Here is a 21,602-nt window from a genome sequence, read left to right on the forward strand (position 1 = left end):
GCCATGACGACGTTCGACCTCACCCTCACCGGCGGCACCGTGCACACCCCCGGTGGCCCCATCCGCGCCGATGTCGGGGTGCGGGACGGGCGGATCGTCCATATCGGGTCGGTGGGCGATGCGGGGCGCCGCGTCGATTGCACCGGGCTCGACATCCTGCCCGGCGTGATCGACACGCAGGTGCATTTCCGCGAGCCCGGCCTGGTCCACAAGGAGGATCTGGCGAGCGGCAGCCGCGCGGCGGTGATGGGCGGCGTGACCGCGGTGTTCGAAATGCCCAACACCAAGCCGAACACCGATTCGGCCGAAGCGATCGCCGACAAGCTGTCCCGCGCCAAGGGCATGTATTGCGACCATGCCTTTTATGTCGGCGCGACGCACCACAATCCGCAGGCGCTGGCCGAGCTGGAACGGATGCCGGGCACTGCGGGGGTGAAGATCTTCATGGGCGCCTCCACCGGCGACCTGCTGGTCAGCGACGACGAAACGCTCAGCGAGGTGCTGCGTCACGGGGCGCGCCGCGTCGCGATCCATGCCGAGGACGAGGACCGGATGAACGCGCGCCTGTCCGAACGGATCGACGGCGATCCCGCCTCGCACCCCGTATGGCGCGACGACGAGAGCGCCCTTCTCGCCACGCGGCGCATCCTGCGGCTGGCGCGCGAGGCGGGGCGGCGCATCCATATCCTGCACGTCACCACGCCCGCCGAACTGGAATATATCGCCGGCCACAAGGACATCGCGACCTGCGAGGTGACGCCGCAACACCTGACGCTGGCGGGTGAAGAGGCGTATCCGCGCCTCGGCACCTGGGCGCAGATGAACCCGCCGATCCGCTCGGGCGCGCACCGCGACGGCCTGTGGCACTGGCTGAACCAGGGCGTGCCCGACGTCATCGGTTCCGACCACGCGCCGCACACGGTGGAGGAAAAGGCCAAGCCCTATCCGCAGTCGCCCAGCGGCATGCCGGGGGTGCAGACGCTGCTGCCGCTGCTGCTCGACCAAGCCGCCCACGGGCGGCTGACGCTGCAACGCGTGATCGAACTGACCAGCGCGGGTGCGCAGCGCGTGTTCGGCATCGTCGGCAAGGGGCGGATCGTGGCAGGCTATGACGCCGACTTCACGATCGTCGACCTCAAGAAGCGGTGGACCGTCGAAGAGCCGTGGCTGCAATCGCGCTGTGGCTGGTCGCCCTTCACCGGCGTGGAGCTGACCGGCAAGCCGATCGGCACGATCGTCCGCGGCCAGGTGGCGATGTGGGAAGATACGCTGGCCGACGCACCGACCGGCGCGCCGATCAAGTTCGAATCGGTGGCGTTCGGCTGATCGTGCGGGGCGGAGGAGCGGACGGCTCCCCCGGCCGGATCAGAAGGGCAGCCAGCGCGAATTGTGGGTGAAGTTCATATAGCCGACATTCACGCCTGCCCGCCAGCCGACGCCCAGGCGCACCGGGATCAGCACGACGTTGCCGCGGCGCAAATAGGTGGCGGCGAACCCGCCGACAAAATACAGCCGGCCCTCCGCGGCCGGGAAGCGGTGGAACAGTTCCTCGGTATCGTAGAGGTTGTAGACGAGGACGAAGACCTTGTTGGCATCGCCACCGATATCGAAGCCGAGCGACGGACCGGTCCAGTAGACCGGCATCTGGCCCTCCACCTTGTGCGTCATGATGCCCGATCCGTAGCGGACGCCGACGACGAACGCGCCGGAGGCTTCGCGGCCAGCGATATAGGCGTTGGGGCGGCCCTGTTCCTTCAGGATGCGCTCCAGCATCCCGCCCAGGCCTTCCGCACCCTTGCCGAACACGCCCTCGCCCGCTGCCAGCAGGTCGTCCCGCTCGAAGGTTTCGGAGGCTTGGGTGGTGGCGGTGGCGCGGGCCTCCGATCCGCTCTGGCCGGTGGTGGCGGGCGGCGGCGGTGATGGCGTATCCTGCGGCGGCGCCGGGGCGGGCTGCGCAGGGCGCGAGGGCGTAGTGGCGCGCGGCGGCGGCGACGGCTGCGTCTGCAAGTCGCTGTCGATCGCCTGATTGGGATCGATGGTGCGCACCTGCGCCGTGCCGGGCCCGCCGGCGGCCATCAGCGCGGTGGCCGCTGCGATCCAGATGCTCCGCTTCACTTCACACTTCCCCCGCTAGACGGCATGGGCACAAGCTTAACCAGCCCGGGCCTTGCGACGCAATGAACGACGTTTGCGCTGATACCGCAATTTCTCGTCGCAATGGGTGCAAGTCCTGGTTGATCGCCTCCCCCGGCCCCGCTATAGCCGCGGCTCGCCGCATCCGGAGACGTGGGTGAGTGGCTGAAACCAACGCTTTGCTAAAGCGTCGTACGGGAAACCGTACCGAGGGTTCGAATCCCTCCGTCTCCGCCAGTGGCCCCGCCCCTTAATAGCGTACCGACAGCGATGCCAGCACCGAGCGCGGGGCGCCGGGGTAGATCCATTGCGCGCTGTAGCTGCTTTGCGCATAGGTCTGGTTCAGGATGTTATCGACCTCGATACGCGCGGTGATCCGGTCGGTCAGCGCGTATCCGATGCTCGCCTTTGCCTTCACATAGCCGTCCAGGCGCAGGTCGCTGCCGTCCAGCGCGGCGGCGCGGGGGCCGACATAGCTGGCGCCGGCCGCGAGATCGACATGCTGCGCCCCCACGGGCACCGTTGCGAACAGTTGCAGCGTACCGGCGTGACGAGGCACGTTCAGCACGTCGGAGCTGGGGATATTCGGGTCGCGCGCCTCTGCATCGGTAAAGGCGTAGTTGCCGATCAGCCGCACCCCGCGTGCCAGGTCGACCTCGCCGTCGAATTCCACGCCCTGCGAGCGGATGCGCCCGGTGGTCAGGAAGTTCGGTTCCGCCAGATCGGTGACCAGCACGTTCTGCTTGGAAACGTGGAACCAGCTTGCCGCGGCACGGAAGGACGGCAGCACGACCTTGGCGCCGACCTCCCACCCGCGACCGGTTTCGGGGGCGAAGGGCAGGCCGTTGCGGTCGACGCTGGAATTGGCGCGGAACCCCTCGCCCCAATTGGCGTGGAAGGCGAAGCGGGGATCGGGGCGGAAGCGCACGCCGCCGCGAAATTCGAGCGGGTTGCGCGTCAGCCGGCTGACGCGGCGGGCGATCTTGTTGTCGATCGTCTGGCTCAGATTTTCATAGCGCATGCCGCCCACGACGCTGAAGCTGTCGGTGACCTCCCACATGTCCTGCGCATAGGCGGCGACCGACTTGCGGCGCTCCGCCGTGACGGTGAAGGGCACGAGCGGGCCCGCCGTGCCGCCATAGACGGGATTGAAGACATCGATTGGATAGGGGTTGGCGGCGGTGGGGCGGAAGCGTTCCTGATAGGTGTCGAAATCCAGGTCGTAGAGCGTCACGCCGAAGCTCGGCCGATGCAGGCCGAGCAGATCGACGGTGCCGCGCACCTCCGCGCGCCCCGACCAGTCGGTCAGGTTCCAGTCGCGATAGCGACGCTGGCGCCGTACGACGCCGTTCACCGGTAGCGACGATGTCTCGGTGGAGAAGCCGCGGATCGTGGCGTCGCGATAGGCTGCACCGCCGACCATCGTCCAGCTGCCGCCCAGATCCTGTTCCAGCGTCACTTCATGCCGCCAGTTGGTGGAGGATACACGGCCGTCCGCCGGCTCGCCCAGGAAGCGGCGGCGCGACACGGCCTCCGCATCACTGCCGATCGCCGGGATGCCGCGGTCGAAGGGCGAGCGGAACTCGATATATTCGCCCTGATAGGTGAGGGTCGTGCCGTCGAGGGGGCGCCAGCTCGCCGAGGGCGCGAACAGGCGGCGGCGCAGGTCGACATAGTCGCGAAAGCCGTCGCTGTTCTCGATCGCGCCGACCAGCCGGATCGAGAAGCGGGGGTCGAGAAGCGATTCGACATCGGCCTCCACCCGCCACGTGCCGAACGAACCACCGCTGACCGTGGCCCCGGCACCGGTGCGGAACTGCGGCTTCTTGGTCACGACATTGACGATGCCGGCAGGATCGACCGCGCCGAACACCGCGCCGACCGGACCTTTCAGCACCTCGATACGCTCGACATTGGCGGGATCGCGCGGCGGGCCGAAGCCACGATTGGCCAGAAAGCCGTCGACGAAATATTCCGCGCCGGTGTCCGGCGTGCCCAGAAAGCCGCGGATCGCATAATTGTCGCGCAGGCCACCCAGATTGTTCTGCTGCGAAATACCGCTGACCAGTTCCAGCGCGTCGGCCAGGCGGCGCACGCCATAATCGTCCAGAATGCTGCGATCGAGCGCGATGCTCGCCTGCGACATACGCTCGGTGACGATGTCGGAGCCATTGACCCGGTCGACCCGGCGGCGGCCGAGCACGACGATATCGTCGACATTGTCATGATCGTGCGCATGCGCATGGTCGTCGTCGGCGGCCTCCGCCTGTTGCGCCGCTGCCGGCAGCGCAGGCGCGGCAAACAGGATCGCGGCCATCGCCAGCCAGCGCGCGCGCCCGCCCATCGGCACCCGCGTCGTCGTCGTCATCGTCATGCTTGTCCCCGTACGCCGTCATTGCAGCTTGCGTTATGATACACCGTCTCATAGTGGGACTGTGTTGCGGTGCAAGGTGAAAACGGCGGACACGCCGGGATCGACCGGTTCCGCTCGGGCTTTGACCTCTTATGGAGTGTACGTGTCGCCATTGTACCCGCTGCTGCTGTCGTTGGCCGTGATCCAGCCGACCCCCGACCCGACACCGAATGTGAATTCGTCCGCGCAGGATCCGGCGCGGCCCCACGTCGTCCTGCCGCCGGTCATGCCCTGGTCGGGGCGGAGCGAGGCGCTGATCGCAAAGCCGGGCGATCCCTGGATCACCCCGGCCGAGGCGAACGGCTTCACAGCCACGCCTTCCTACGCCGAAACGCATGCATGGATCGACCGGCTGGTCGCTGCATCGCCGCTGCTGTCGCGCGAGGTGTTCGGCCGGACATCGGAGGGGCGCGCGCTCTATGCGGTGCGGGCGCATCGTGGTGCCGCGGGCAAGCCCGTCGTGCTGATCCAGGCGGGCATCCATTCCGGCGAGATCGACGGCAAGGATGCCGGATTGATGCTGTTGCGCGACATTGCCCTGCGCGACAAGGCGGACCTGCTGGCGCAGGTCGATATCGTGTTCGTGCCGATCTACAATGCCGACGGGCATGAACGGGCGAGCCCGTATAACCGGCCCAACCAGCGCGGGCCGAACAATCCGGGCGAACGATCGACGCCGCAGGGGATCAACCTGAACCGCGATTACGCCAAGGCCGACGCACCCGAGACGCAAGGGATGCTGGCCCTGCTGCTGCGGCTGGACCCGGTACTGTATCTCGACATGCACGTGTCGGACGGGTTCGATCACGGTTACGACGTGACCTATACCTTTGCCGCCTGGGGCACCTATACCCAGTCGTCCGCGATCACGGCGTGGCTGAACGGGTCGTTCCAGGCCGGCGTCGATCCCTTTGTGCGCCGGATGGGGCACCACCCCCATTTCTATCCCAGCGCGATCGACGAGCGCGATCTGTCCAAGGGATTGCGCTTCGCCTCGGAGGGGCCGCGCTATTCGACCGGCTATGGCGACCATGCCCGCATCCCCACGGTGCTGGTCGAAATGCACTGCCTGAAACCCTATCGGCAACGCGTGCTGGGCGCCTATGCGATGATGGAAGGGGCGATCCGCCAGACCGCCCGCGACCTGCCCGCGCTACGGGCCGCGATCGCCGCGGACCGTGCGGCACGGCCCGATACGCTGACCGTGAAATGGGAACGGCGCACGACCCCGATCGCGCAGGTGCCCTTCACCGCCATGGCGGCGGAACGCTATCGCTCGCCCGCCTCGGGGGAAGAGGAACTCCGCTATCTCGCGCGCACGGAGGAAACCCGCGTGCCGGTGATCGGACAGGATGCAGTGGCACAGGTGACGCCGCCGCGCGCATGGTGGGTGCCGGCGAGCGCCACCGCGGTGATATCCCGGCTGGACCTGCACGGCATCCGGTACGAACGGATCGCCGCGCCGCGCGAGATGACGCTGGACCGCGTGCGCCTGAGCGAACCCAGGCTGGGGCCGGTCACCGATGGCCGGGTGATGCTGTCCGCCGGCGGCTTCCATCATGCGCCGGAGGCCGCGCTGTGGCGCGCCGGATCGATACGCGTGCCCTATGATCAGCCGCGCGGGCTGCTCGCGGCCGCGTTGCTGGAGCCGGAGGCGGTCGACTCGCTGCTCGCCTGGGGCTTCTTCCCGGAAATGCTGCAGGCGGATGGCGCGATGGAGCGCTACGCCAGCGTACCGATGGCGGAAGCGATGCTGGCACGCGATCCGGCGTTGAAGGCGGCGTTCGAGGATCGGCTGCGCCATGATCCGGCCTTTGCTGCCGATGGCGCGGCGCGGCTGGCCTGGTTCGTGGCGCGCTCGCCCTATGCCGATGATCGCCACCTGCTGTATCCGATCGGGCGCGAGGTGGAGGGGCGATAGCTATTCGACCAGCATCCCCTCCGGCGGGGTGCGGACGATAAAATGTCCCTTCACCCCTTCCGGCCACTGCTTGAAGGGGACGCGACCATGCTCACTGTCGGCATAGGCGGTCGCGTAATCGAGCAGCGCGCGTGCCGCATCCGCGTCGGGCGCGAAGCGGCCAAGGACATAGCCGACCTTGGCCGCCGCGCGCAGATGCACGGTGCAATGTTCGGTGCAGGCGAACAGGCAAGGCATCGTCTCCACCGTTACCGCGGCATAACGCGGGTCGAGCGCCTGCACCACGCGCAGGGCCTCGGCCAGCCGTGCGCCGCCGCGCCGACCATGTTCGTCCTCGCGCGCGTCGGCGGAAAAGCGGCAGGTATCGCAGACGACGAGCGAGGGACCGGGAGCGGCGGGCTTCAACTGCATGGAGGGTCCTTTGGAAGATCAGCGTTCGAACAGGCGGTCGGCAAGCGGTTCGCGCGCCTGCCAGCCGCGGCGCTCCAGTTCGGGAATGTTGGACGGGTCCTGCGGATAGCCCAGGCACAGCACGCCGATCAGCGTCCAGCCGGCCGGCACGTCCAGCATCGCGGCAACGGGCAGCGGATCGAGGATCGATACCCAGCCGAGCCCCAGCCCGCGCGCCCGCGCGGCCAGCCATAGCGTGTGGATCGCCATCACGCTCGAATAGCGCAGCATCTCGGGCATGGTCGCGATGCCGAGGCCGTGGCCGGCGGCGGGGTTCTCGTCGTTGAATACGGCCAGGATCTCGGGCGCTTCCCGCAAGCCGTGGAGCTTCAACGCGCGGTAATGCGCCGGGTCGGCCTGTTGGCGCGCAGCGTCGGCATTGCACGTGTCGGCATGGGCCGCCAGCCGGGCACGCAAGGCGGGGCTGCGGATGCGGACGAGGCGCCAGGGCTGTGCGTTGCCGACCGAGGGTGCAAGCGCGACGGTGGCGAGCAGCGCCTGCCACAGCGGCGCCGGTATCGGGTCGGTGCGGAAATGGCGGACATCGCGGCGCCAGGCGAGCAGTTGCTCGAACTGGGCGCAAAAGGCGGCATCGAACTGCGGCGGCGTCACCGGGCATCCTCTCCCCGGCGCAGCAGATAGGTGTCCATGATCCAGCCGTGTTCGGCCCGCAGCGCGGCGCGGGTGGCCACGATGCGCGCCGCGACATCCGCCAGCGGCCCGGCATCGATCGCCTGATGCGGCATGCCGAGATAGGCGCCCCACCAGATATGCACGCCCAGCGGCGGCAGGTCGACAAAGGCGCAGTGGCCGTCCAGCATCACCGCCAGCGTATCGACACCTGAAGGCCAGCCACCATCGCGCAGGCGGCGACCGGTGGTGACCAGCACGGGCGCGGCCAGCGCGTTCAGCGGCACGCCATGTGCGGCCGTCAGCGCCTGCAGGCTGGTGACGCCGGGGATGACGGACAGGCGGATGCGGGCGTCCAGCCGCCGTGCGATGCGGATCGTGCTGTCGTAAAGCGAAGGGTCGCCCCAGACGAGCAGGGCGAGGCGCCCGCCGTTGGGCAGATGGGTGGCGATCTCGCGCGCCCAGATCGCGGCGATCGCATCGTGCCAGCGATCGACTGCGTCCAGATAGTCGGGCTGCACTTCCCGCGACGGCAGGTCGAACTCCACGACACGCGTGCTGCCGGTCAGCACATCGGCGCAGATCGCACGGCGCAGGTCGATCAGGTCGGACTTGGCGGCGCCCTTGCGGGGCAGCAGGATCAGGTCGGCGGCGCGCATCGCGCGCTCGGCGGCGCGGGTCAGGTGGTCGGGATTGCCGGTGCCGATGCCGATCAGCGCCAGCTCTATCGCCATCGGCGCGCTCATCGCGCGGCGACCATGTGGAAGAAGGTGCCGGTCACGGTGCCGCGATGCGACCCGGTTTCGATCACCGCCGCGCCCGTCGCGTCATGGACCTGCGCCAAGGGCGCATCGGGCTGGGTGATGACGGTCGAATAATGGAACTCGTGACCGGCGAGACGGCGGCCTGCGGGCAATCCGGCCATGGGGACGTTCAACACCGCTTCGCGGTAGCCGAGATGCATGCGGCGCTTCTCGTAGCTGGTGACGAGGCCGAGCAGCCCTGCCATGCGGTGCCGGGTGCCGCCGGCATCGATCAACCCCTCGCCCAGCGCCATGTAGCCGCCGCATTCGCCGTGAATCGGCCGGGTACGGGCATGTTCGGCCAGTGCGCTGCGGAAGTGATCCGCGGCGGCCAGGCGGCCGGCATGCAGTTCGGGATAGCCGCCCGGCAACCAGACGAGATCGGCCGATGCATCGGGTGCTTCGTCCGCAAGCGGGGAGAAGGGCAGGATCTGCGCGCCTGCCGTTCTCCACGCGTCCAGCAGATGCGGGTAGGTGAAGGAGAAGGCGGCATCCTGTGCCAGCGCGATGCGCTGCGCCGGCGGTGCCCAGGCAGCGATGGAGGGTGCGGCGGGACGCGGCGTGGCACGCGCGGCGTCGCGGATCGCGGACAGGTCGACATGCGCGGTCAGGAACGCGGCATATTCGGCGATCATTGCATCCAGTGCGGGATGCTCGGCGGCCTGGACCAGCCCCAGATGCCGCTCGGGCAGGACGAGGTCGCCGCGCCTGGGCAGCGCGCCCAGCACGCGGATGCTCTTTGCCGCCATGCCGGCGCGGATCAGGCGCTCGTGCCGCGGACTGGCGACGCGGTTCAGGATGACGCCCGCGAACGGCAGATCGGGATCGAAGCGTGCAAACCCCAGCGCGGTCGCCGCGGCCGATTGCGCTTGGCCCGATACGTCGAGGACGAGGATCACCGGATAGCCCATCCGGTGCGCGATCTCCGCGCTGGCGCCGGTGCCGCTCGCACCGGGCGTGGCCACCCCGTCGAAAAGGCCCATCGATCCTTCCACGATGGCAAGGTCCGCATCCCCCGCCTTGCCGCCCAACGCATCGAGCAGGGCACCCGGCATCGTCCAGCCATCCAGGTTGAACGAGGCGCGGCCGCACGCGGCGTGGTGAAAAGCCGGATCGATGTAATCGGGACCACTTTTGAACGGCTGCACGCTCAGGCCCGCATCGCTGAATGCCCGCAGCAGGCCCAGCATGACGGTCGTCTTGCCGGTGCCAGATGCGGGGGCCGCGATCAAAAGACCGGGCGTGGTCATGCGCTCACCGGCCGAAAACGCCGATCGTAACCATCCGCATATAAACGGCTTTCCTGAAAGGATGGATCACCCAGCACCGGCCCCACCAGTATCAGCGCCGTCCGCTCCGGCCCCTCCGCCGCCATCTCCTCGATCGTGTCCAGCGTCCCCCGCACGATCCGCTCCTCCGGCCAACTCGCCCGCCAAACAACCGCCACCGGACACTCCCCCCCAAACCCTGCCTTCAGGTCCGCTACGACAGACGCAAGATTCTGAATCGAAAGGTGAATTGCCAATGTCGCTCCTGTGGCGGCGAAATTGGTGAGGGATTCGGTGGGGGGCATGGTGGTGGCGCGGCCGGGGGTGCGGGTGAGGATGAGGGACTGGGCGAGGCCGGGGAGCGTCAGTTCGGCCTCCAGAGCGGCGGCGGCAGCGGCGAAGGCGGGGACGCCGGGGGTGATGGTGAAGGGGATGCCGAGGGCGCGCAGGCGGCGAAGCTGTTCGCCCATCGCGGACCAGATCGACAGGTCGCCGGAATGGAGACGCGCGACGTCGTGGCCGGCGGCATGGGCTGCGGCAATCTCGTCGATGATCGTATCGAGCGTCATCGGCGCGGTGTTCACGATGCGCGCACCGGGCGGACAATGATTGAGCAGTGCGGACGGCACCAGCGATCCGGCATACAGGCAGACGGGCGAGCCCGCGATCCGGTCGCGCCCGCGCAAGGTGAGCAGATCCGGCGCACCGGGGCCGGCGCCGATGAAATGAACGGTCATGATAAGATTCCTCGGGCAATGGCGCAGGTAACGGTACGGTCGGGTGAGATGCGGCGCGTCGCGAGAAGGCGTGCCGCTGGACCGGCGGCGGCAAGGGCGCACGCCTCGGCCACGCTGCCGATGCCGCGATGCTCGAGGCTTGCGGCCGAACGGGTGGGCGTTGCGATGCCGACAAGGGCGTGCGGGGGCAAAGCGACGAGTGGCAGGTTGAGCAGCGCGGCAAGTTCGTCAAGCATCGCGGCGCGATCCTGTGGCGCGGCGATGACAGTGACGGGCGGGAAGCCATGGGCGGTGAGCCGCAGGGCGGCGTGGAACGCGGCCGTCGTTGCCGACGCGCGGGCGCCGAAGCCGGCTACGATCACCGGGTGATGCTCCATTGGACGATGGGGTGGCTGGCGCGCCAGCCGCGGCGGCGGCCGATCGGGGTGGCGACGGAGAGGTCGAGGCGCAGGAGCGTGCCGCCGTGCGCGGCGTGACGGTGGGCGAGCAGGGATTCGGATTCGAGGGTGACGGCGTTGGTGACGAGGCGGGTGCCGGGGGAGAGGCGTTGCCAGAGGTGGTCGAGTAGTTCACTCGACAGGCCGCCGCCGATGAAAACCGCCTGTGGATCAGGAAGATCGGCCAATGCCTCCGGCGCGCGGCCGCCGATGATGCGCAGCCGGTCCGCGCCGAGCGCCACCGCGTTGGCACGCGCGCGGGCCGCGCGGATTTCGTCCGCTTCGATACCGATCGCGGCGGTGGATGGATGGGCGAGCAGCCATTCGATCGCGATCGAGCCCGAACCGGTGCCGATGTCCCACAACATCTCGCCGGGGCGCGGTGCGAGCGCGGACAGGGTGAGCGCACGAATGGCACGTTTCGTGATCTGTCCGTCATGCAGGAACCAGTCATCGGGACGGCCGGACGCGAGCGGAAGCACGGCACCATCGCCGGTCACTGCGACCGCGACGGCGACGGGATGGGCGATGTCGGCGGGCACGGCATCCGTCGCCCGCAGCGTGCGAATGCGCTCCCGCAGACCGCCAAGCGCCTCCATGACGGTCAGTTGGCTGGCGCCGAAACCGGCCCTGCGCAGATAATCACCAATGTCTGCAACCGCTTCGCCGTCGCGGAGGAGGACCAGCAGGCGCCGGGCGGGGGCGAGGTGAGGGCGGAGCCGTTCGAGCGGGGCGGCGTGGAGGCCGAGACAGGTGGTGTCCTCCAGCGGCCAGCCGAGCCGGGCGGCGGCGAGCGCGAAGGTGGAGGGGGCGGGATGCGCGACCCATTCGCCGGGGGCGAGGTCGCGGGTGACGACCGTGCCGGCGCCGAACCAGAAGGGATCGCCCGAGGCGAGCATCACCACCCGCCGGCCGCGATGGGCGAGAAGCAGGGGGATGCCGTCGGCAAAGGGAACGGGCCAGGCGAGCGTTTCGGCGGTGGTTTCGCCGAGAAGCGCGAGGTGGCGGGGGGCGCCGGCGACGAGATCGGCGGCGGCGATCGCAGCACGGCTTGCCGCGGACAGGCCGGCCGGTCCATCCTCGCCGATCCCGATGATCGTCAGCCAGGGTTTAGCGTCCGTCATGCAGCAGCCTTCCCGTCATATCCTGGTGCTGGGGGGCACGACCGAGGCGAGTGCGTTGGCCGAGGCGCTGGCCGCGCGGGGCGACGAGGCGGTGCTGAGCTATGCCGGGCGCGTCGCACGGCCACGCGCGCAACCGATCGCCACGCGGGTCGGCGGCTTTGGCGGCGTGGACGGGCTGGTGCGATACCTGCGCGACGAGGGGGTGACGCATCTGGTGGATGCGACGCACCCCTTTGCCGGGCAGATGAGCGCCAATGCCGTGGCGGCCGCCGAACGGGCGGGCGTGCCGCTGGTCGCGCTGACCCGGCCCGGCTGGCGCGCGAAAGCCGGCGACCGGTGGCAGCGTGTGCCCGACATCGCTGCCGCGGTCGCCGCGCTGGCAGGACCGCCGCGCCGGATCATGCTGGCGCTGGGGCGGATACATGTCGGCGCCTTCGCGGTACGGCCGCAGCATTTCTACCTGCTCCGCTTCGTGGAGGCGGGTGGCGAGGCGCCGCCGCTGCCACACCATCATCTGGTGATCGACCGGGGCCCGTTCGATGCCGAGGGCGATCGGCAGCTGATGGCGGCGCATGGCATCGACCTGGTGCTGGCCAAGGATGCGGGGGGCACGGGCGCGAGCGCCAAGCTGGACGCGGCGCGCGCGCTGGCCCTGCCGGTGATGCTGATCGACCGGCCGGCGGTGCCCGCCCGGCGCGAGATGCATGACGTGGCGGCGGTACTGCGCTGGATCGATCATGACGCGGATCGCGGCGTGTAGAGGATGGGCGTGCCCGGCCGGGCGATGACGCGCGTCGTGCCGGACCCGACAATGACGATGGTGCGCATGTCGGCCATGTCGCCGCGTGCCTGGGGAAGCGAGACGACCGAAAGCTGCTCCTGCGGCGTGGAGACGGCGCGGGCGAACAGCACAGGGCGGTTATCGGCGCAGGTGTCGCGCAAGACCGCCAGCACGCGGTCGAGCGTATCGGGCCGGGCGCGCGAGCGGGGATTGTAAAAGGCCATGGCAAAATCGGCCTCGGCCGCAAGGGCCACGCGGCGTTCGATCAGCGCGTGCGGCTTCAGATTGTCGGACAGGTTGATCGCACAGAAATCGTGGCCGAGCGGCGCGCCGGCACGCGCGGCGGCGGCCAGCATCGCGGTGATGCCCGGCAGCACGCGGATATCGAGCGCGGCGTGGACGGGGTTCGCCTCCACCACCTCGAACACCGCCGCCGCCATGGCGAAGACGCCGGGATCGCCCGACGAGACGACGACCACGCGGCGGCCCGATGCGGCAAGTGCCAGGGCATGGGCGGCGCGGTCCAGCTCGACCCGGTTGTCCGAGGGGTGGAGCGTCAGGCCGTCGCGCGGCGCGATGCGCGCGACATAGGGGATGTAGCCGATCACGTCGGTCGCCTGCGCAAGCGCGGTGGTAACTTCGGGTGTGACCAGCGCTTCGTCGCCGGGGCCGAGGCCGGCGATGGCGAGCCAGCCCGGATTGTCCTTAGCGATCATGGGCGGCGGCCCTGGCCGTGGATCAGCGCGATCGAGAAATAGGGTGCGGTGGCAGGCGCGTCGCACAGGCGGGTGACGCGTTCGCCCGCCATCGCGGCATGTTCGACCAGCCATGCCTGATCCGCGCGACCGGCGGCGGCCAGCGCGCGGCGCAGCTTGGCGAGGTGGCGACCGATCTTCATCACGACCAGTGCGTCGGTATCGCGGATGCGGCGGGTGAGTTCCTCCTCCGGCAGGGTCGCCATCGCGATCGTCAGCACATCGTCGCCCCAGGTGATCGGCGCGCCGCTGGCGGTCCAGGCGCCGGACATGCCGGTGATGCCGGGCACGACCTCCACCCCCACGCGACCGGACAGCCGGGTGTAGAGATGCATGAACGAGCCGTAGAAGAAGGGATCGCCCTCGCACAGCACCACCACATCCTCGCCGGTGGCGGCGAGGCTCGCCAGCTTCTCCGTCCACTGCGCGTAGAAGGCGGCGAGGCAGGCATTGTAGCGCGGATCGGCCACCGCGATCTCGGTGGTGACGGGATATTCCATCGCGTGTTCGACCGCATCGTCACGCAGCATGCCCTGCACGATGGTGCGGGCATGGCCGGTGCGACCGGCCTTGCGGAAAAAGGCGATGTGACGGCTGCTGCGGATCAGCCGGTCGGCGCGCACGCTCATCAGGTCGGGCGCGCCGGGGCCCAGGCCGACGCCCCAGATGGTGCCGCTCATTCCGCGCGGCTCGCCAATGCGTTGATCGCCGCGACGGTGATCGCGCTGCCGCCCAGTCGGCCGGCGACCGCGACGGACGGCACCGGCGGGGCGGCGAGCAGCGCCTCCTTCGATTCCACCGCGCCGACGAAGCCGACCGGGCAGCCGATGATGGCGGCGGGGCGGGGGCAGGCGGGGTCCTCCAGCATGTTGAGCAGGTGGAAGAGCGCGGTGGGGGCGTTGCCGATCGCGACCAGCGCCCCCGCGAGATGCGGGCGCCACGATTCCAGCGCGGCGGCAGAGCGCGTGGTGCCCATCGTCCGCGCCAGATCGGGGACGGCGGGATCGCGCAGCGTGCAGAGAACGGCGTTGTCGGCGGGCAGGCGGGCGCGGGTCACCCCCTCGCTGACCATGTGCGCGTCGCACAGGATCGGCGCGCCCGCCGCCAGCGCGGCTCGTGCGGCGGCGGCGAAGCCGGGGGTGAAGCGGATATGGTCGGCCAGTTCGACCATGCCGGCGGCGTGGATCATGCGAACGGCGACGGGCTCTTCCTCCGCCGGGAAGCGCGCCAGATCGGCCTCGCGCCGGATGGTGGCGAAGGACTGGCGATAGATGGCGGCGCCATCGGTTTCGTAAGAGTGGGGCATCACTGGGGTCCGAAAAGGGCGAGCACCTGATCCGGCGACAGGCCGGATCGGGGTGGGTGGGCAAGATCGAAGCGGCCGTCGCGGCCGGTGAGGACGATATCGGCCGGGTGGGCGCGGGCGCAGTGCTTGGCGCAGCCGGAGACGTGGAGCGTGCCGGGGACGAGGGGGGCGAGGCGGGTGGCGAGCGCCCGCGTTTCCACGCTGGCCTGCGGACAGGCAGGCGTGCCGGGGCAGGCATCGACATCCATCAGCGGCGAGGGGGCGGTGAGGAAGCCGGGGGCGTCCGTGCCACCCTCGACGATGAGGCGGCGCCAGGGGGTGAGGCGCAGTGCCTCCGCACCGCTGGCGTGGAGAAAGGCGGCAAGCGTGGTGGCGTCGGTGCGGCCGAAGGGGATGCCGCGCACCGCGGGCGCGGGTTGCGGAATGGCGCGGGTGGGGGCGGGGGCGTGCGGCCCGGCGGCCCAGCCGGGCAGGGGCACGGCGTGGCGGGCCATGCGGCGGGCCTGCACACCGCCGGTGGCGAGGAACCAGCGGGCGAGCGCGATCAGCGCGTCGGGGGCTTCGTTCGCGGTGATCGTGCAGCCGGTGGCGCGGCCCTCTGCACGCAGGATCAGGGCGCCGTCACTCGCGCGTTCGATGCGGAAGTCGGCGGGCGTCCGAGTCAGGATCGGGGCGGGACCGGCGTCGATCGCGAAGCCCATCTTGGGCGGCAGGTCGGGCAGGTCGGGCAGGCGACCCAGCAGTGCGGTGGCGATGGCATGGGTGTCGTCGCCCGCCTGCCAGTCGGGGGCGGTGAGGATGGTGCGGCGTGCCTCCATCGCAGGGTCGGCGTCGACCAGATGGTGGTGCTGGAGATCGGACAGGAGGGCGGGCCAGCCCGCCTCGGTCACGCCGCGCAGTTGCAGGTTGGCGCGGTTGGTGAGGTCGATCGTGCCGTTGCCGTGCGTCTGTGCGGCCTGTGCCAGCGCGCGCGCTTGCGTGGCCGTCAGGCGCGACAGGCGCGGGCGGATGCGGACGAGCAGGCCGTCGCCCGCCATCATCGGCCGCCATGCATCGGGGCACCAGCCGCGGATCATAGCCCCGTGTCCAGGGCGGCGGCGATCGAATTGCGGCGGGTGCGCCACAGGCCGGCGGCGTGGAGGGCAGCGAAACGCGCCTCCATCGCGGCGAGGGCCTGCGGATTGGCGGCGGCGAGAAAGGCGCAGACCTGCGGGTCGGCGAGCGTCGCTTCGTAATAACGGTCGAACAGTTCGGGGGCGACGGCGTCCGCCAGGTGCGAAAAGGCGCCGAGATGGTCGAGCGTGGCGGCGATCTCGGCAGCGCCGCGAAAGCCGTGGCGCATCATGCCGGCGATCCAGCCGGGATGCGCGGCGCGGGCATGGACGACGCGGGCGATCTCTTGCGGCAGCGTGCGGGCGCGGATGCGCTCGGGGTCGCGGGCGTCGAGATGGTAGAGCGCAGCCGATCCGCCGGTCAGCGCCCGGGCGGCGGCGAAGCCGGCTTCGTGCGCAGCATAGTCGGCGGCGAGCAGCAGGTCGGTTTCGGGCAGGTCCTGGACGTGGACGAAGCCTTGCGCCGTCTCGACCCGTGCGGCGATGCCGGCGGGGTCGTGCGCGTCGCCCGCGTCGAGCGCGTGGGCGGAGGCGGCGAGCCAGGCGTGGCCGGCGGCGGCGCGCGCCTGTGGCGTGTAGGTCTCGCCGAGGTCGCCGAGGCCGATGCCGTAGCGTCCGGGGGCGGGGCCGTAGACGCGGGGGGTGGCTTCGCGGGCGGTGAAGGGGTTGCGGTCGACGGGTTCGTCGCGAAGGGCGAGCGCGCGGACGGCTTGGCCGAAGAGCTGGATCAGGGTGGGAAAGGCGTCGCGGAACAGGCCGGAGACGCGCAGCGTGACGTCGATGCGGGGGCGGTCGAGCCGGGCGAGGGGCAGGATCTCGAAACCGGTGACGCGGGTGGAGCGGTGGTCCCATACCGGCTCGACGCCGAGCAGGTGGAGCGCCATGGCGAATTCCTCGCCCGCGGTGCGCATCGTGGCGGAGCCCCAGAGATCGACCACCAGGGTGCGCAGCCAGTCGCCCTCGTCCTGGAGATGGCGGCGGACGAGTTCGTCGGCGAGGCGGATGCCCTGCTGGTGCGCGGCGCGCGAGGGGGTGGCGCGCGGGTCGATGGTGTAAAGGTTGCGGCCGGTGGGCAGCACGTCGCTGCGCCCGCGATGGGGCGAGCCGGCGGGGCCGGGGGGGACATGGGCGCCGGCCAGCCCGGCCAGGAGGCCGGCGCGCTCGGCCTGCCCTTGCGGACCGCGGCCATAGACGTGCAGGCCGTCGCCATATTGGCTGTCCTTCACGTCGCAGACGAACGCGTCGATGCTCGCGATGTCGGTGCCCATGGCGAGGCCGGCGGCGGCGGCTTCGTCGGTGATGTCGGTGCGCAGCCGGTCCCGGCGGGCGGGGTCGAGGCCGTCGGCGCTGGCGAATTCGTCGAGCAGCGCCTCCAGCCGGGCGAGGCCGGCGCCGGTGCCGCTGCGGACCAGCGGCGGGGGCGCGTGGCCGAGGGTGACGGCGCCGATGCGGCGCTTGGCCTGCGCGGCCTCGCCCGGATCGTTGACGATGAAGGGGTAGAGGACGGGCAGGTCGCGGACCAGCGCGTCGGGCCAGCACGCGCCCGACAGCGCGACCGCCTTGCCGGGGAGCCATTCCAGGGTGCCGTGGGCGCCGACGTGGATGACGGCGTCGGTGCCGCGGGCGTGGAGCCAGAGGTAGAAGGCGACATAGGCGTGGGACGGGCAGCGCGACAGGTCGTGATAGTCGTCGGCGCGGGTGTCGGGGCGGCCGCGCTCGGGCTGCAGCGCGATCAGGGTGTTGCCGTGGGCGATGGCGGGGAAGTGGAAGGCGTCGCCGGCCGGTTCGCCCCAGCTTGCGAAGAGGTCGTCGCGCAGGGCGGGGGGGAGCGTGGCGAGCGCGGCGCGGTAGTCGGCAAGCGGCCAGCGAATCGTGCGCGTGGCGAGGGCCTGCGCCAGATCGGGGGCGGGGGGCGCGCCGATGTCTTCGAGGATGGCGTGGGTGGAGGCGATGGCGTCGAGGCCGACGGCGTGCGCCATCTGGTGTGCCTTGCCGGGATAGGTGGAGAGGATGATCGCGGTGCGGCGCCGTGTGGCGGGGGTTTGCCCGAGGCGGACGTGCGCGGCGACGCGCGCGGCGATGGCGGGGACGCGTTCGGGGTCGGGGCGGTGGCGGCGGGGGGCGAAGTCGAGCGCGGGGTCGTGAGGGGCGTCCTCCTTGAAGCTGGCGACGCCGACGAAGAGGCGGCCGTCGACCTCGGGCAGGACGATGTGCATGGCGAGGTCGGCGGGGGAGAGGCCGCGGGGGGCGTCGGCCCATGCGGCGTGGGTGGAGGTGGCGAGAGCGACCTGGAAGATCGGGGCGCCCCCTGTGTCGAGGGGGGCGGAAAAGGCGGTGGCGTTGAGGATGGCCGCGGGGGCGAGGTGCGCGATCCAGCGGTGGAGCCAGCCTTGTGCTTCCTCGGCTTTCAGGGAGGGGAGATAGAGGGGGAGGACGGCAAATCCGCGATCCTCCAGCGCCGAGCGAAGTGCGGCGATGGGGGCCATGTCGTCGGCGACGCGATAGGCGCGGTAGAAGAGGATGAGGACGATGGGGGCCTTGGCGGTGAGCGCGAAGGCGGCGGGGCAGGTGGGGTTCCAGGCGCCTACGGGGGGGATGGGAGGTGGGGCTTGTGCTTCGACTTCGCTCAGCACGAACGGGAGGTTGGCGGCTTGTGCCAACAGGTCGAGCGCTTGGCCGGCGGCGGTGGGGCCGCCTTGTTCGCAAAGCCCGGCCAGCGTGCGGAGCAGGGGGACGGGGAGCGTGGAGGCTTTGTCGAGGCGCACATCCTCGCGGCCATCGGCGGGGAGGACGGCAAGCGCGATGCCGTGGTCGCGCGCGATGCGCTCCATCTGCGACAGGCCGTAGCTCCAATAGGAGGGGCCGCCGATCAGGCGGATCAGGATCGCCTTTGCATGTACCGCGGTGCGCTCGACATAGGTGTCGACCGACAGCGGGTGCGCGAGCTGCTCCAGATTGGCGAGGCGCAGCGAAGCGCGCCCCGCCCCCTGCCAGCCGGCGGCAAAGGCACGCAGATCGCTGTCGGAGAAGGAGAGCACCAGCAGGTCGCCGGGGCTTTGCCCCAGATCCCGTGGCACGGCGCCCTCCTCCAGTCCGTGGCTCTCGCGAAAGACGAGATGCATGGCCGGATCAGCCCGCCAGCGCGGTCCGTATCGCGGGCGGGTCGATGCGGTCATGCTCGGCGATGACGACGAGGCGGGTGGCGCGCGCCTCGTCCGCGCGCCACGGCCGGTCATATTGCGTGCGGACGCGGCCGCCCACCGCCTGGACGAGCAGGCGCATCGGCTTGCCCGACACCGCGGCATAGCCCTTCACGCGCAGGATGTCGTGCGAGGCGGCCAGCGCCTCGATCCGGGCGGCGAGCGCGTCGGGCGTGGCGATTTCGGGCAGATCGACGACGATGCTGTCGAAATCCTCATGCTCGTGATCGTCGGCACCGTCATGATGCGAGGGGCGGGCGGCGATGTCGTCCTCGGCGGCGGCGCCGAGACCCAGCACGACCCGCGGATCGATGATGCCGTCGGTCAGCTCGACCACGGGCAGCGGGCGCGGCGCCTGCGCGGCGATGACGGCGCGGGCGGCGGCGAGGCCGCCCGGCCCCGCGAGATCGGCCTTGGTGAGCAGCACGAGATCGGCGCAGGCGAGCTGGTCCTCGAACACCTCGGCCAGCGGGGTTTCGTGGTCGAGGCCGGGGTCGGCGGCGCGCTGTGCGTCGACCGCGGCGAGATCGGATGCGAAACGGCCGGCGGCGACCGCCTCCGCATCCGCCAGCGCGATGACGCCGTCGACGGTGATGCGCGAGCGGATCGCGGGCCAGTCGAATGCTTTCAGGAGCGGCTTGGGCAGCGCGAGGCCGGAGGTTTCGATCAGGATGTGATCGGGGCGTGGGTCGAGCGCGAGCAAGGCTTCGACGGTTGGCACGAAATCGTCGGCGACGGTGCAGCAGATGCAGCCGTTTGCCAGCTCGACGATGTTTTCCGCCGGGCAATCGGGAATGGCGCACCCCTTCAAGATGTCGCCGTCGACGCCGAGCGTGCCGAATTCATTGACCACGACCGCGAGGCGGCGGCCGTTCGCGGCGCGGATCAGGTGGCTGATCAGCGTCGTCTTGCCCGCCCCCAGAAAGCCGGTGACGATGGTGACGGGGACTTTGGATAGATCCGGGGAAAGATCCGGCATGTGCATTCTCCGCCCGCGCCTTGCATCAACGACAAAACGGACGGGGCTTGCCTGACGGCGGGCACGCGGACTCCGGGCGGACGCGGGGCAGGCGTCCGAAGCCACGCACCGGTTGCGACCCCGGCCGCATCCAGTGTCGTCGCTCAGACGGAGAACCGTGCCTTGGCCATCCCCTGGACCCGGGCAAGAGCGACACCGCGCCGGCAGGTCTCCTGGCTCACGGGTCGTCGCGATCGCGGCACGGCCTTCCCGGATCGAAACCCAGTGGCTGCCCCTACAAAGGGGCGTGTGCCGCGCGCTCTCCGCTTACAGTTGCAGGGACAGCCGTGGATTTGCACCACATTCCCATTCAAAGCCCTTGAGGGGCACCGGCGCGCGTCGGGGCGGATGATCCGCCCCGGCCACGGCTTTAGCGGGCGGGTGCGGGGCCGACAACAGGCGTGTCGTCGAACCGCTTCCACCGGTAGATGGCGAAGCTGACCAGCCAGCAGGCGACGAACAGCCCGACGATCGCGAAGCCCAGGCCGTTGAAGCTGCCGCCGAGATCGGTGGCCAGCGTCCACACGCCGCCGCGAAGGTCCAGCTTGTCGGCGATCAGGGCCAGCGTCTCGATCCCGCCGATCGCGATCGCGACGATCGCGGAGACGAGGGTGATGGTGATGTTGTAGTAGAGTTTTCTGATCGGCTTCACGAACGCCCAGCGATAGGCGCCGAGCATCACCACCCCGTCCGCGGTGTCGACCAGCGCCATGCCGGCGGCGAACAGCGCGGGCAGGACGAGGATGGTGGCGATGCTCATGCCATCGGCGGCCTGTGCGGCGGAAAGCCCCAGGATCGCGACCTCGGTCGCGGTGTCGAAGCCGAGCCCGAACAACAGGCCGAGCGGCGCCATGTGCCAGCTTTTGGTGACCAGCCGGAACATCGGCCGGAACAGCCGCGACAATGGCCCGCGCGCGGCGGTGAGCATGTCGAGATCGGCCTCTTCATAGATGCCGCCGGCGCGGACGTGGCGGAAGCTGGCCCAGACCGAGCGCAGGATCAGGAGGTTCATCGCGGCGATGGCGAACAGGAAGGTGGCGGAGATGCCGGTGGCGACGACGCCGCCGACCTGTCCGAACGCCTCGAACCGGGCGAGCGCGTTGGCGGTCAGCGCGACCGCGACGGCGGCGACCAGCACGATGGCGGAATGGCCGAGCGCGAACCAGAAGCCGACGGCGACCGGGCGCTGGCCGTCCTGCATCAGCTTGCGGGTGACGTTGTCGATCGCCGCGATATGGTCGGCATCGACCGCGTGGCGCAGGCCCAGCCCCCAGGCGAGCGCGGCGGTGCCGAGCAGCAGCGCATCGTGGCGGGCGAGCGCAAGCGCCCAGGCCCAGCAGGCGAAATTGGCGAGGATCAGCAGCGCGAACAACGCGGCGATGCGGCGTTTCAACGAGGTATTGGATCGGGTCATGCGGCAATCCGGCGGGCGTCCGACATGACGGGGGCCTGCCACCGGCGCGAACCGGTGGCCGGCGCCGCAGGGCCGGCCGGACGCCATGAGCGGCCGGCCA

At 70.4% G+C, this 21,602-nt stretch carries 19 protein-coding genes, 1 tRNA gene and 1 riboswitch; of the genes, 4 read left to right on the forward strand and 16 right to left on the reverse strand.

The window, feature by feature from the left end; all coding sequences use genetic code 11:
• Nucleotides 1-3: 3 nt before the first annotated feature.
• Entirely contained in the window at nt 4-1,326 is a 1,323-nt protein-coding gene (locus NPJ82_RS01770; RefSeq protein WP_342658150.1) for a dihydroorotase, read from the forward strand.
• 39 nt (nt 1,327-1,365) lie between these two features.
• On the opposite strand, the gene NPJ82_RS01775 is transcribed toward NPJ82_RS01770, so the two are convergent.
• The gene (locus tag NPJ82_RS01775; protein WP_342659057.1) at nt 1,366-2,076 is read right to left on the reverse strand and encodes a DUF1134 domain-containing protein; all 711 of its coding nucleotides are present in this window, start codon (nt 2,074-2,076) and stop codon (nt 1,366-1,368) included.
• Nucleotides 2,077-2,280: 204 nt separating this feature from the next.
• Between NPJ82_RS01775 and NPJ82_RS01780 the strand changes: the two genes are divergently transcribed.
• Nucleotides 2,281-2,370, forward strand: a tRNA-Ser gene (locus tag NPJ82_RS01780).
• Between the two features lie 13 nt (nt 2,371-2,383).
• Here NPJ82_RS01780 and NPJ82_RS01785 read toward each other — a convergent pair.
• Complete coding sequence (locus NPJ82_RS01785; protein WP_342658151.1) at nt 2,384-4,507, reverse strand: TonB-dependent siderophore receptor; 2,124 nt, start codon at nt 4,505-4,507, stop codon at nt 2,384-2,386.
• Between the two features lie 142 nt (nt 4,508-4,649).
• Between NPJ82_RS01785 and NPJ82_RS01790 the strand changes: the two genes are divergently transcribed.
• A complete protein-coding gene (locus tag NPJ82_RS01790; RefSeq protein ID WP_342658152.1) occupies nt 4,650-6,467 on the forward strand; it encodes a M14 family metallopeptidase in 1,818 nt (605 codons plus the stop codon).
• Here NPJ82_RS01790 and NPJ82_RS01795 read toward each other — a convergent pair whose 3' ends face one another.
• Genes NPJ82_RS01795 through cbiE form a run of 7 tightly spaced genes read right to left on the reverse strand, consistent with a single transcriptional unit; the run spans nt 6,468 to nt 11,916 of the window.
• Nucleotides 6,468-6,878 carry a DUF1636 domain-containing protein gene (locus NPJ82_RS01795; protein ID WP_342658153.1) on the reverse strand — a complete coding sequence of 137 codons (411 nt, stop codon included), beginning with the start codon at nt 6,876-6,878 and terminating at the stop codon, nt 6,468-6,470.
• A gap of 18 nt (nt 6,879-6,896) precedes the next feature.
• Nucleotides 6,897-7,529: a 5,6-dimethylbenzimidazole synthase gene (gene bluB / locus NPJ82_RS01800; protein ID WP_342658154.1), complete on the reverse strand. Its 633-nt coding sequence runs from the start codon at nt 7,527-7,529 to the stop codon at nt 6,897-6,899.
• Nucleotides 7,526-8,293: a precorrin-6A synthase (deacetylating) gene (cobF, locus tag NPJ82_RS01805; RefSeq protein WP_342658155.1), complete on the reverse strand. Its 768-nt coding sequence runs from the start codon at nt 8,291-8,293 to the stop codon at nt 7,526-7,528. The genes bluB and cobF overlap by 4 nt, the downstream gene beginning before the upstream one ends.
• Nucleotides 8,290-9,600 carry a cobyrinate a,c-diamide synthase gene (locus NPJ82_RS01810; RefSeq protein WP_342658156.1) on the reverse strand — a complete coding sequence of 437 codons (1,311 nt, stop codon included), beginning with the start codon at nt 9,598-9,600 and terminating at the stop codon, nt 8,290-8,292. Before NPJ82_RS01810 ends, cobF begins: the two co-directional genes overlap by 4 nt.
• On the reverse strand, nt 9,597-10,355 hold the full coding sequence (gene cobM / locus NPJ82_RS01815; protein ID WP_342658157.1) for a precorrin-4 C(11)-methyltransferase: 759 nt from the start codon (nt 10,353-10,355) through the stop codon (nt 9,597-9,599). The genes NPJ82_RS01810 and cobM overlap by 4 nt, the downstream gene beginning before the upstream one ends.
• The gene (locus tag NPJ82_RS01820; RefSeq protein WP_342658158.1) at nt 10,352-10,717 is read right to left on the reverse strand and encodes a cobalamin biosynthesis protein; all 366 of its coding nucleotides are present in this window, start codon (nt 10,715-10,717) and stop codon (nt 10,352-10,354) included. The genes cobM and NPJ82_RS01820 overlap by 4 nt, the downstream gene beginning before the upstream one ends.
• Nucleotides 10,714-11,916: a precorrin-6y C5,15-methyltransferase (decarboxylating) subunit CbiE gene (gene cbiE, locus NPJ82_RS01825; protein ID WP_342658159.1), complete on the reverse strand. Its 1,203-nt coding sequence runs from the start codon at nt 11,914-11,916 to the stop codon at nt 10,714-10,716. The genes NPJ82_RS01820 and cbiE overlap by 4 nt, the downstream gene beginning before the upstream one ends.
• On the opposite strand from cbiE, the gene NPJ82_RS01830 reads away from it, so the two are divergent.
• Nucleotides 11,915-12,676, forward strand: a complete 762-nt coding sequence (locus NPJ82_RS01830; protein ID WP_342658160.1) for a cobalt-precorrin-6A reductase — start codon at nt 11,915-11,917, stop codon at nt 12,674-12,676. The two genes, cbiE and NPJ82_RS01830, sit on opposite strands and share 2 nt — an antisense overlap.
• On the opposite strand, the gene cobJ is transcribed toward NPJ82_RS01830, so the two are convergent.
• The 7 genes from cobJ to NPJ82_RS01865 all read right to left on the reverse strand — a co-directional run bounded on the left by cobJ (nt 12,652) and on the right by NPJ82_RS01865 (nt 21,502).
• Nucleotides 12,652-13,413: a precorrin-3B C(17)-methyltransferase gene (gene cobJ / locus NPJ82_RS01835; RefSeq protein WP_342658161.1), complete on the reverse strand. Its 762-nt coding sequence runs from the start codon at nt 13,411-13,413 to the stop codon at nt 12,652-12,654. The genes NPJ82_RS01830 and cobJ overlap by 25 nt on opposite strands.
• Nucleotides 13,410-14,132: a precorrin-2 C(20)-methyltransferase gene (gene cobI, locus NPJ82_RS01840; protein ID WP_342658162.1), complete on the reverse strand. Its 723-nt coding sequence runs from the start codon at nt 14,130-14,132 to the stop codon at nt 13,410-13,412. The genes cobJ and cobI overlap by 4 nt, the downstream gene beginning before the upstream one ends.
• A complete protein-coding gene (locus NPJ82_RS01845; RefSeq protein WP_342658163.1) occupies nt 14,129-14,758 on the reverse strand; it encodes a precorrin-8X methylmutase in 630 nt (209 codons plus the stop codon). Before NPJ82_RS01845 ends, cobI begins: the two co-directional genes overlap by 4 nt.
• Complete coding sequence (locus tag NPJ82_RS01850; RefSeq protein ID WP_342658164.1) at nt 14,758-15,834, reverse strand: cobalamin biosynthesis protein CobG; 1,077 nt, start codon at nt 15,832-15,834, stop codon at nt 14,758-14,760. Before NPJ82_RS01850 ends, NPJ82_RS01845 begins: the two co-directional genes overlap by 1 nt.
• Nucleotides 15,831-18,992 carry a cobaltochelatase subunit CobN gene (cobN, locus tag NPJ82_RS01855; protein WP_342658165.1) on the reverse strand — a complete coding sequence of 1,054 codons (3,162 nt, stop codon included), beginning with the start codon at nt 18,990-18,992 and terminating at the stop codon, nt 15,831-15,833. The genes NPJ82_RS01850 and cobN overlap by 4 nt, the downstream gene beginning before the upstream one ends.
• A 7-nt stretch (nt 18,993-18,999) precedes the next feature.
• Complete coding sequence (gene cobW, locus NPJ82_RS01860) at nt 19,000-20,049, reverse strand: cobalamin biosynthesis protein CobW (protein ID WP_342658166.1); 1,050 nt, start codon at nt 20,047-20,049, stop codon at nt 19,000-19,002.
• A 184-nt stretch (nt 20,050-20,233) separates the two neighbouring features.
• A riboswitch (cobalamin riboswitch) is annotated at nt 20,234-20,437 on the reverse strand.
• A 21-nt stretch (nt 20,438-20,458) separates the two neighbouring features.
• Complete coding sequence (locus tag NPJ82_RS01865; RefSeq protein ID WP_112384057.1) at nt 20,459-21,502, reverse strand: HoxN/HupN/NixA family nickel/cobalt transporter; 1,044 nt, start codon at nt 21,500-21,502, stop codon at nt 20,459-20,461.
• Between the last annotated feature and the right edge of the window lie 100 nt (nt 21,503-21,602).

The sequence above is a fragment of the Sphingomonas sp. NY01 genome, assembly GCF_038809135.1.
Classification (GTDB): domain Bacteria; phylum Pseudomonadota; class Alphaproteobacteria; order Sphingomonadales; family Sphingomonadaceae; genus Sphingomonas; species Sphingomonas carotinifaciens.

Coding starts and splice junctions, on each gene's coding strand:
- cobJ (WP_342658161.1), bottom strand. CDS start 13,413: ATGATCGCTAAGGACAATCCGGGCTGGCTCGCCATCGCCGGCCTCGGC.
- NPJ82_RS01795 (WP_342658153.1), bottom strand. CDS start 6,878: ATGCAGTTGAAGCCCGCCGCTCCCGGTCCCTCGCTCGTCGTCTGCGAT.
- cobF (WP_342658155.1), bottom strand. CDS start 8,293: ATGAGCGCGCCGATGGCGATAGAGCTGGCGCTGATCGGCATCGGCACC.
- cobI (WP_342658162.1), bottom strand. CDS start 14,132: ATGAGCGGCACCATCTGGGGCGTCGGCCTGGGCCCCGGCGCGCCCGAC.
- cobW (WP_342658166.1), bottom strand. CDS start 20,049: ATGCCGGATCTTTCCCCGGATCTATCCAAAGTCCCCGTCACCATCGTC.
- NPJ82_RS01810 (WP_342658156.1), bottom strand. CDS start 9,600: ATGACCACGCCCGGTCTTTTGATCGCGGCCCCCGCATCTGGCACCGGC.
- cbiE (WP_342658159.1), bottom strand. CDS start 11,916: ATGACGGACGCTAAACCCTGGCTGACGATCATCGGGATCGGCGAGGAT.
- NPJ82_RS01830 (WP_342658160.1), top strand. CDS start 11,915: ATGCAGCAGCCTTCCCGTCATATCCTGGTGCTGGGGGGCACGACCGAG.
- NPJ82_RS01770 (WP_342658150.1), top strand. CDS start 4: ATGACGACGTTCGACCTCACCCTCACCGGCGGCACCGTGCACACCCCC.
- cobN (WP_342658165.1), bottom strand. CDS start 18,992: ATGCATCTCGTCTTTCGCGAGAGCCACGGACTGGAGGAGGGCGCCGTG.
- NPJ82_RS01850 (WP_342658164.1), bottom strand. CDS start 15,834: ATGATCCGCGGCTGGTGCCCCGATGCATGGCGGCCGATGATGGCGGGC.
- NPJ82_RS01865 (WP_112384057.1), bottom strand. CDS start 21,502: ATGACCCGATCCAATACCTCGTTGAAACGCCGCATCGCCGCGTTGTTC.
- cobM (WP_342658157.1), bottom strand. CDS start 10,355: ATGACCGTTCATTTCATCGGCGCCGGCCCCGGTGCGCCGGATCTGCTC.
- NPJ82_RS01785 (WP_342658151.1), bottom strand. CDS start 4,507: ATGACGATGACGACGACGACGCGGGTGCCGATGGGCGGGCGCGCGCGC.
- NPJ82_RS01845 (WP_342658163.1), bottom strand. CDS start 14,758: ATGCCCCACTCTTACGAAACCGATGGCGCCGCCATCTATCGCCAGTCC.
- NPJ82_RS01775 (WP_342659057.1), bottom strand. CDS start 2,076: ATGGCCGCCGGCGGGCCCGGCACGGCGCAGGTGCGCACCATCGATCCC.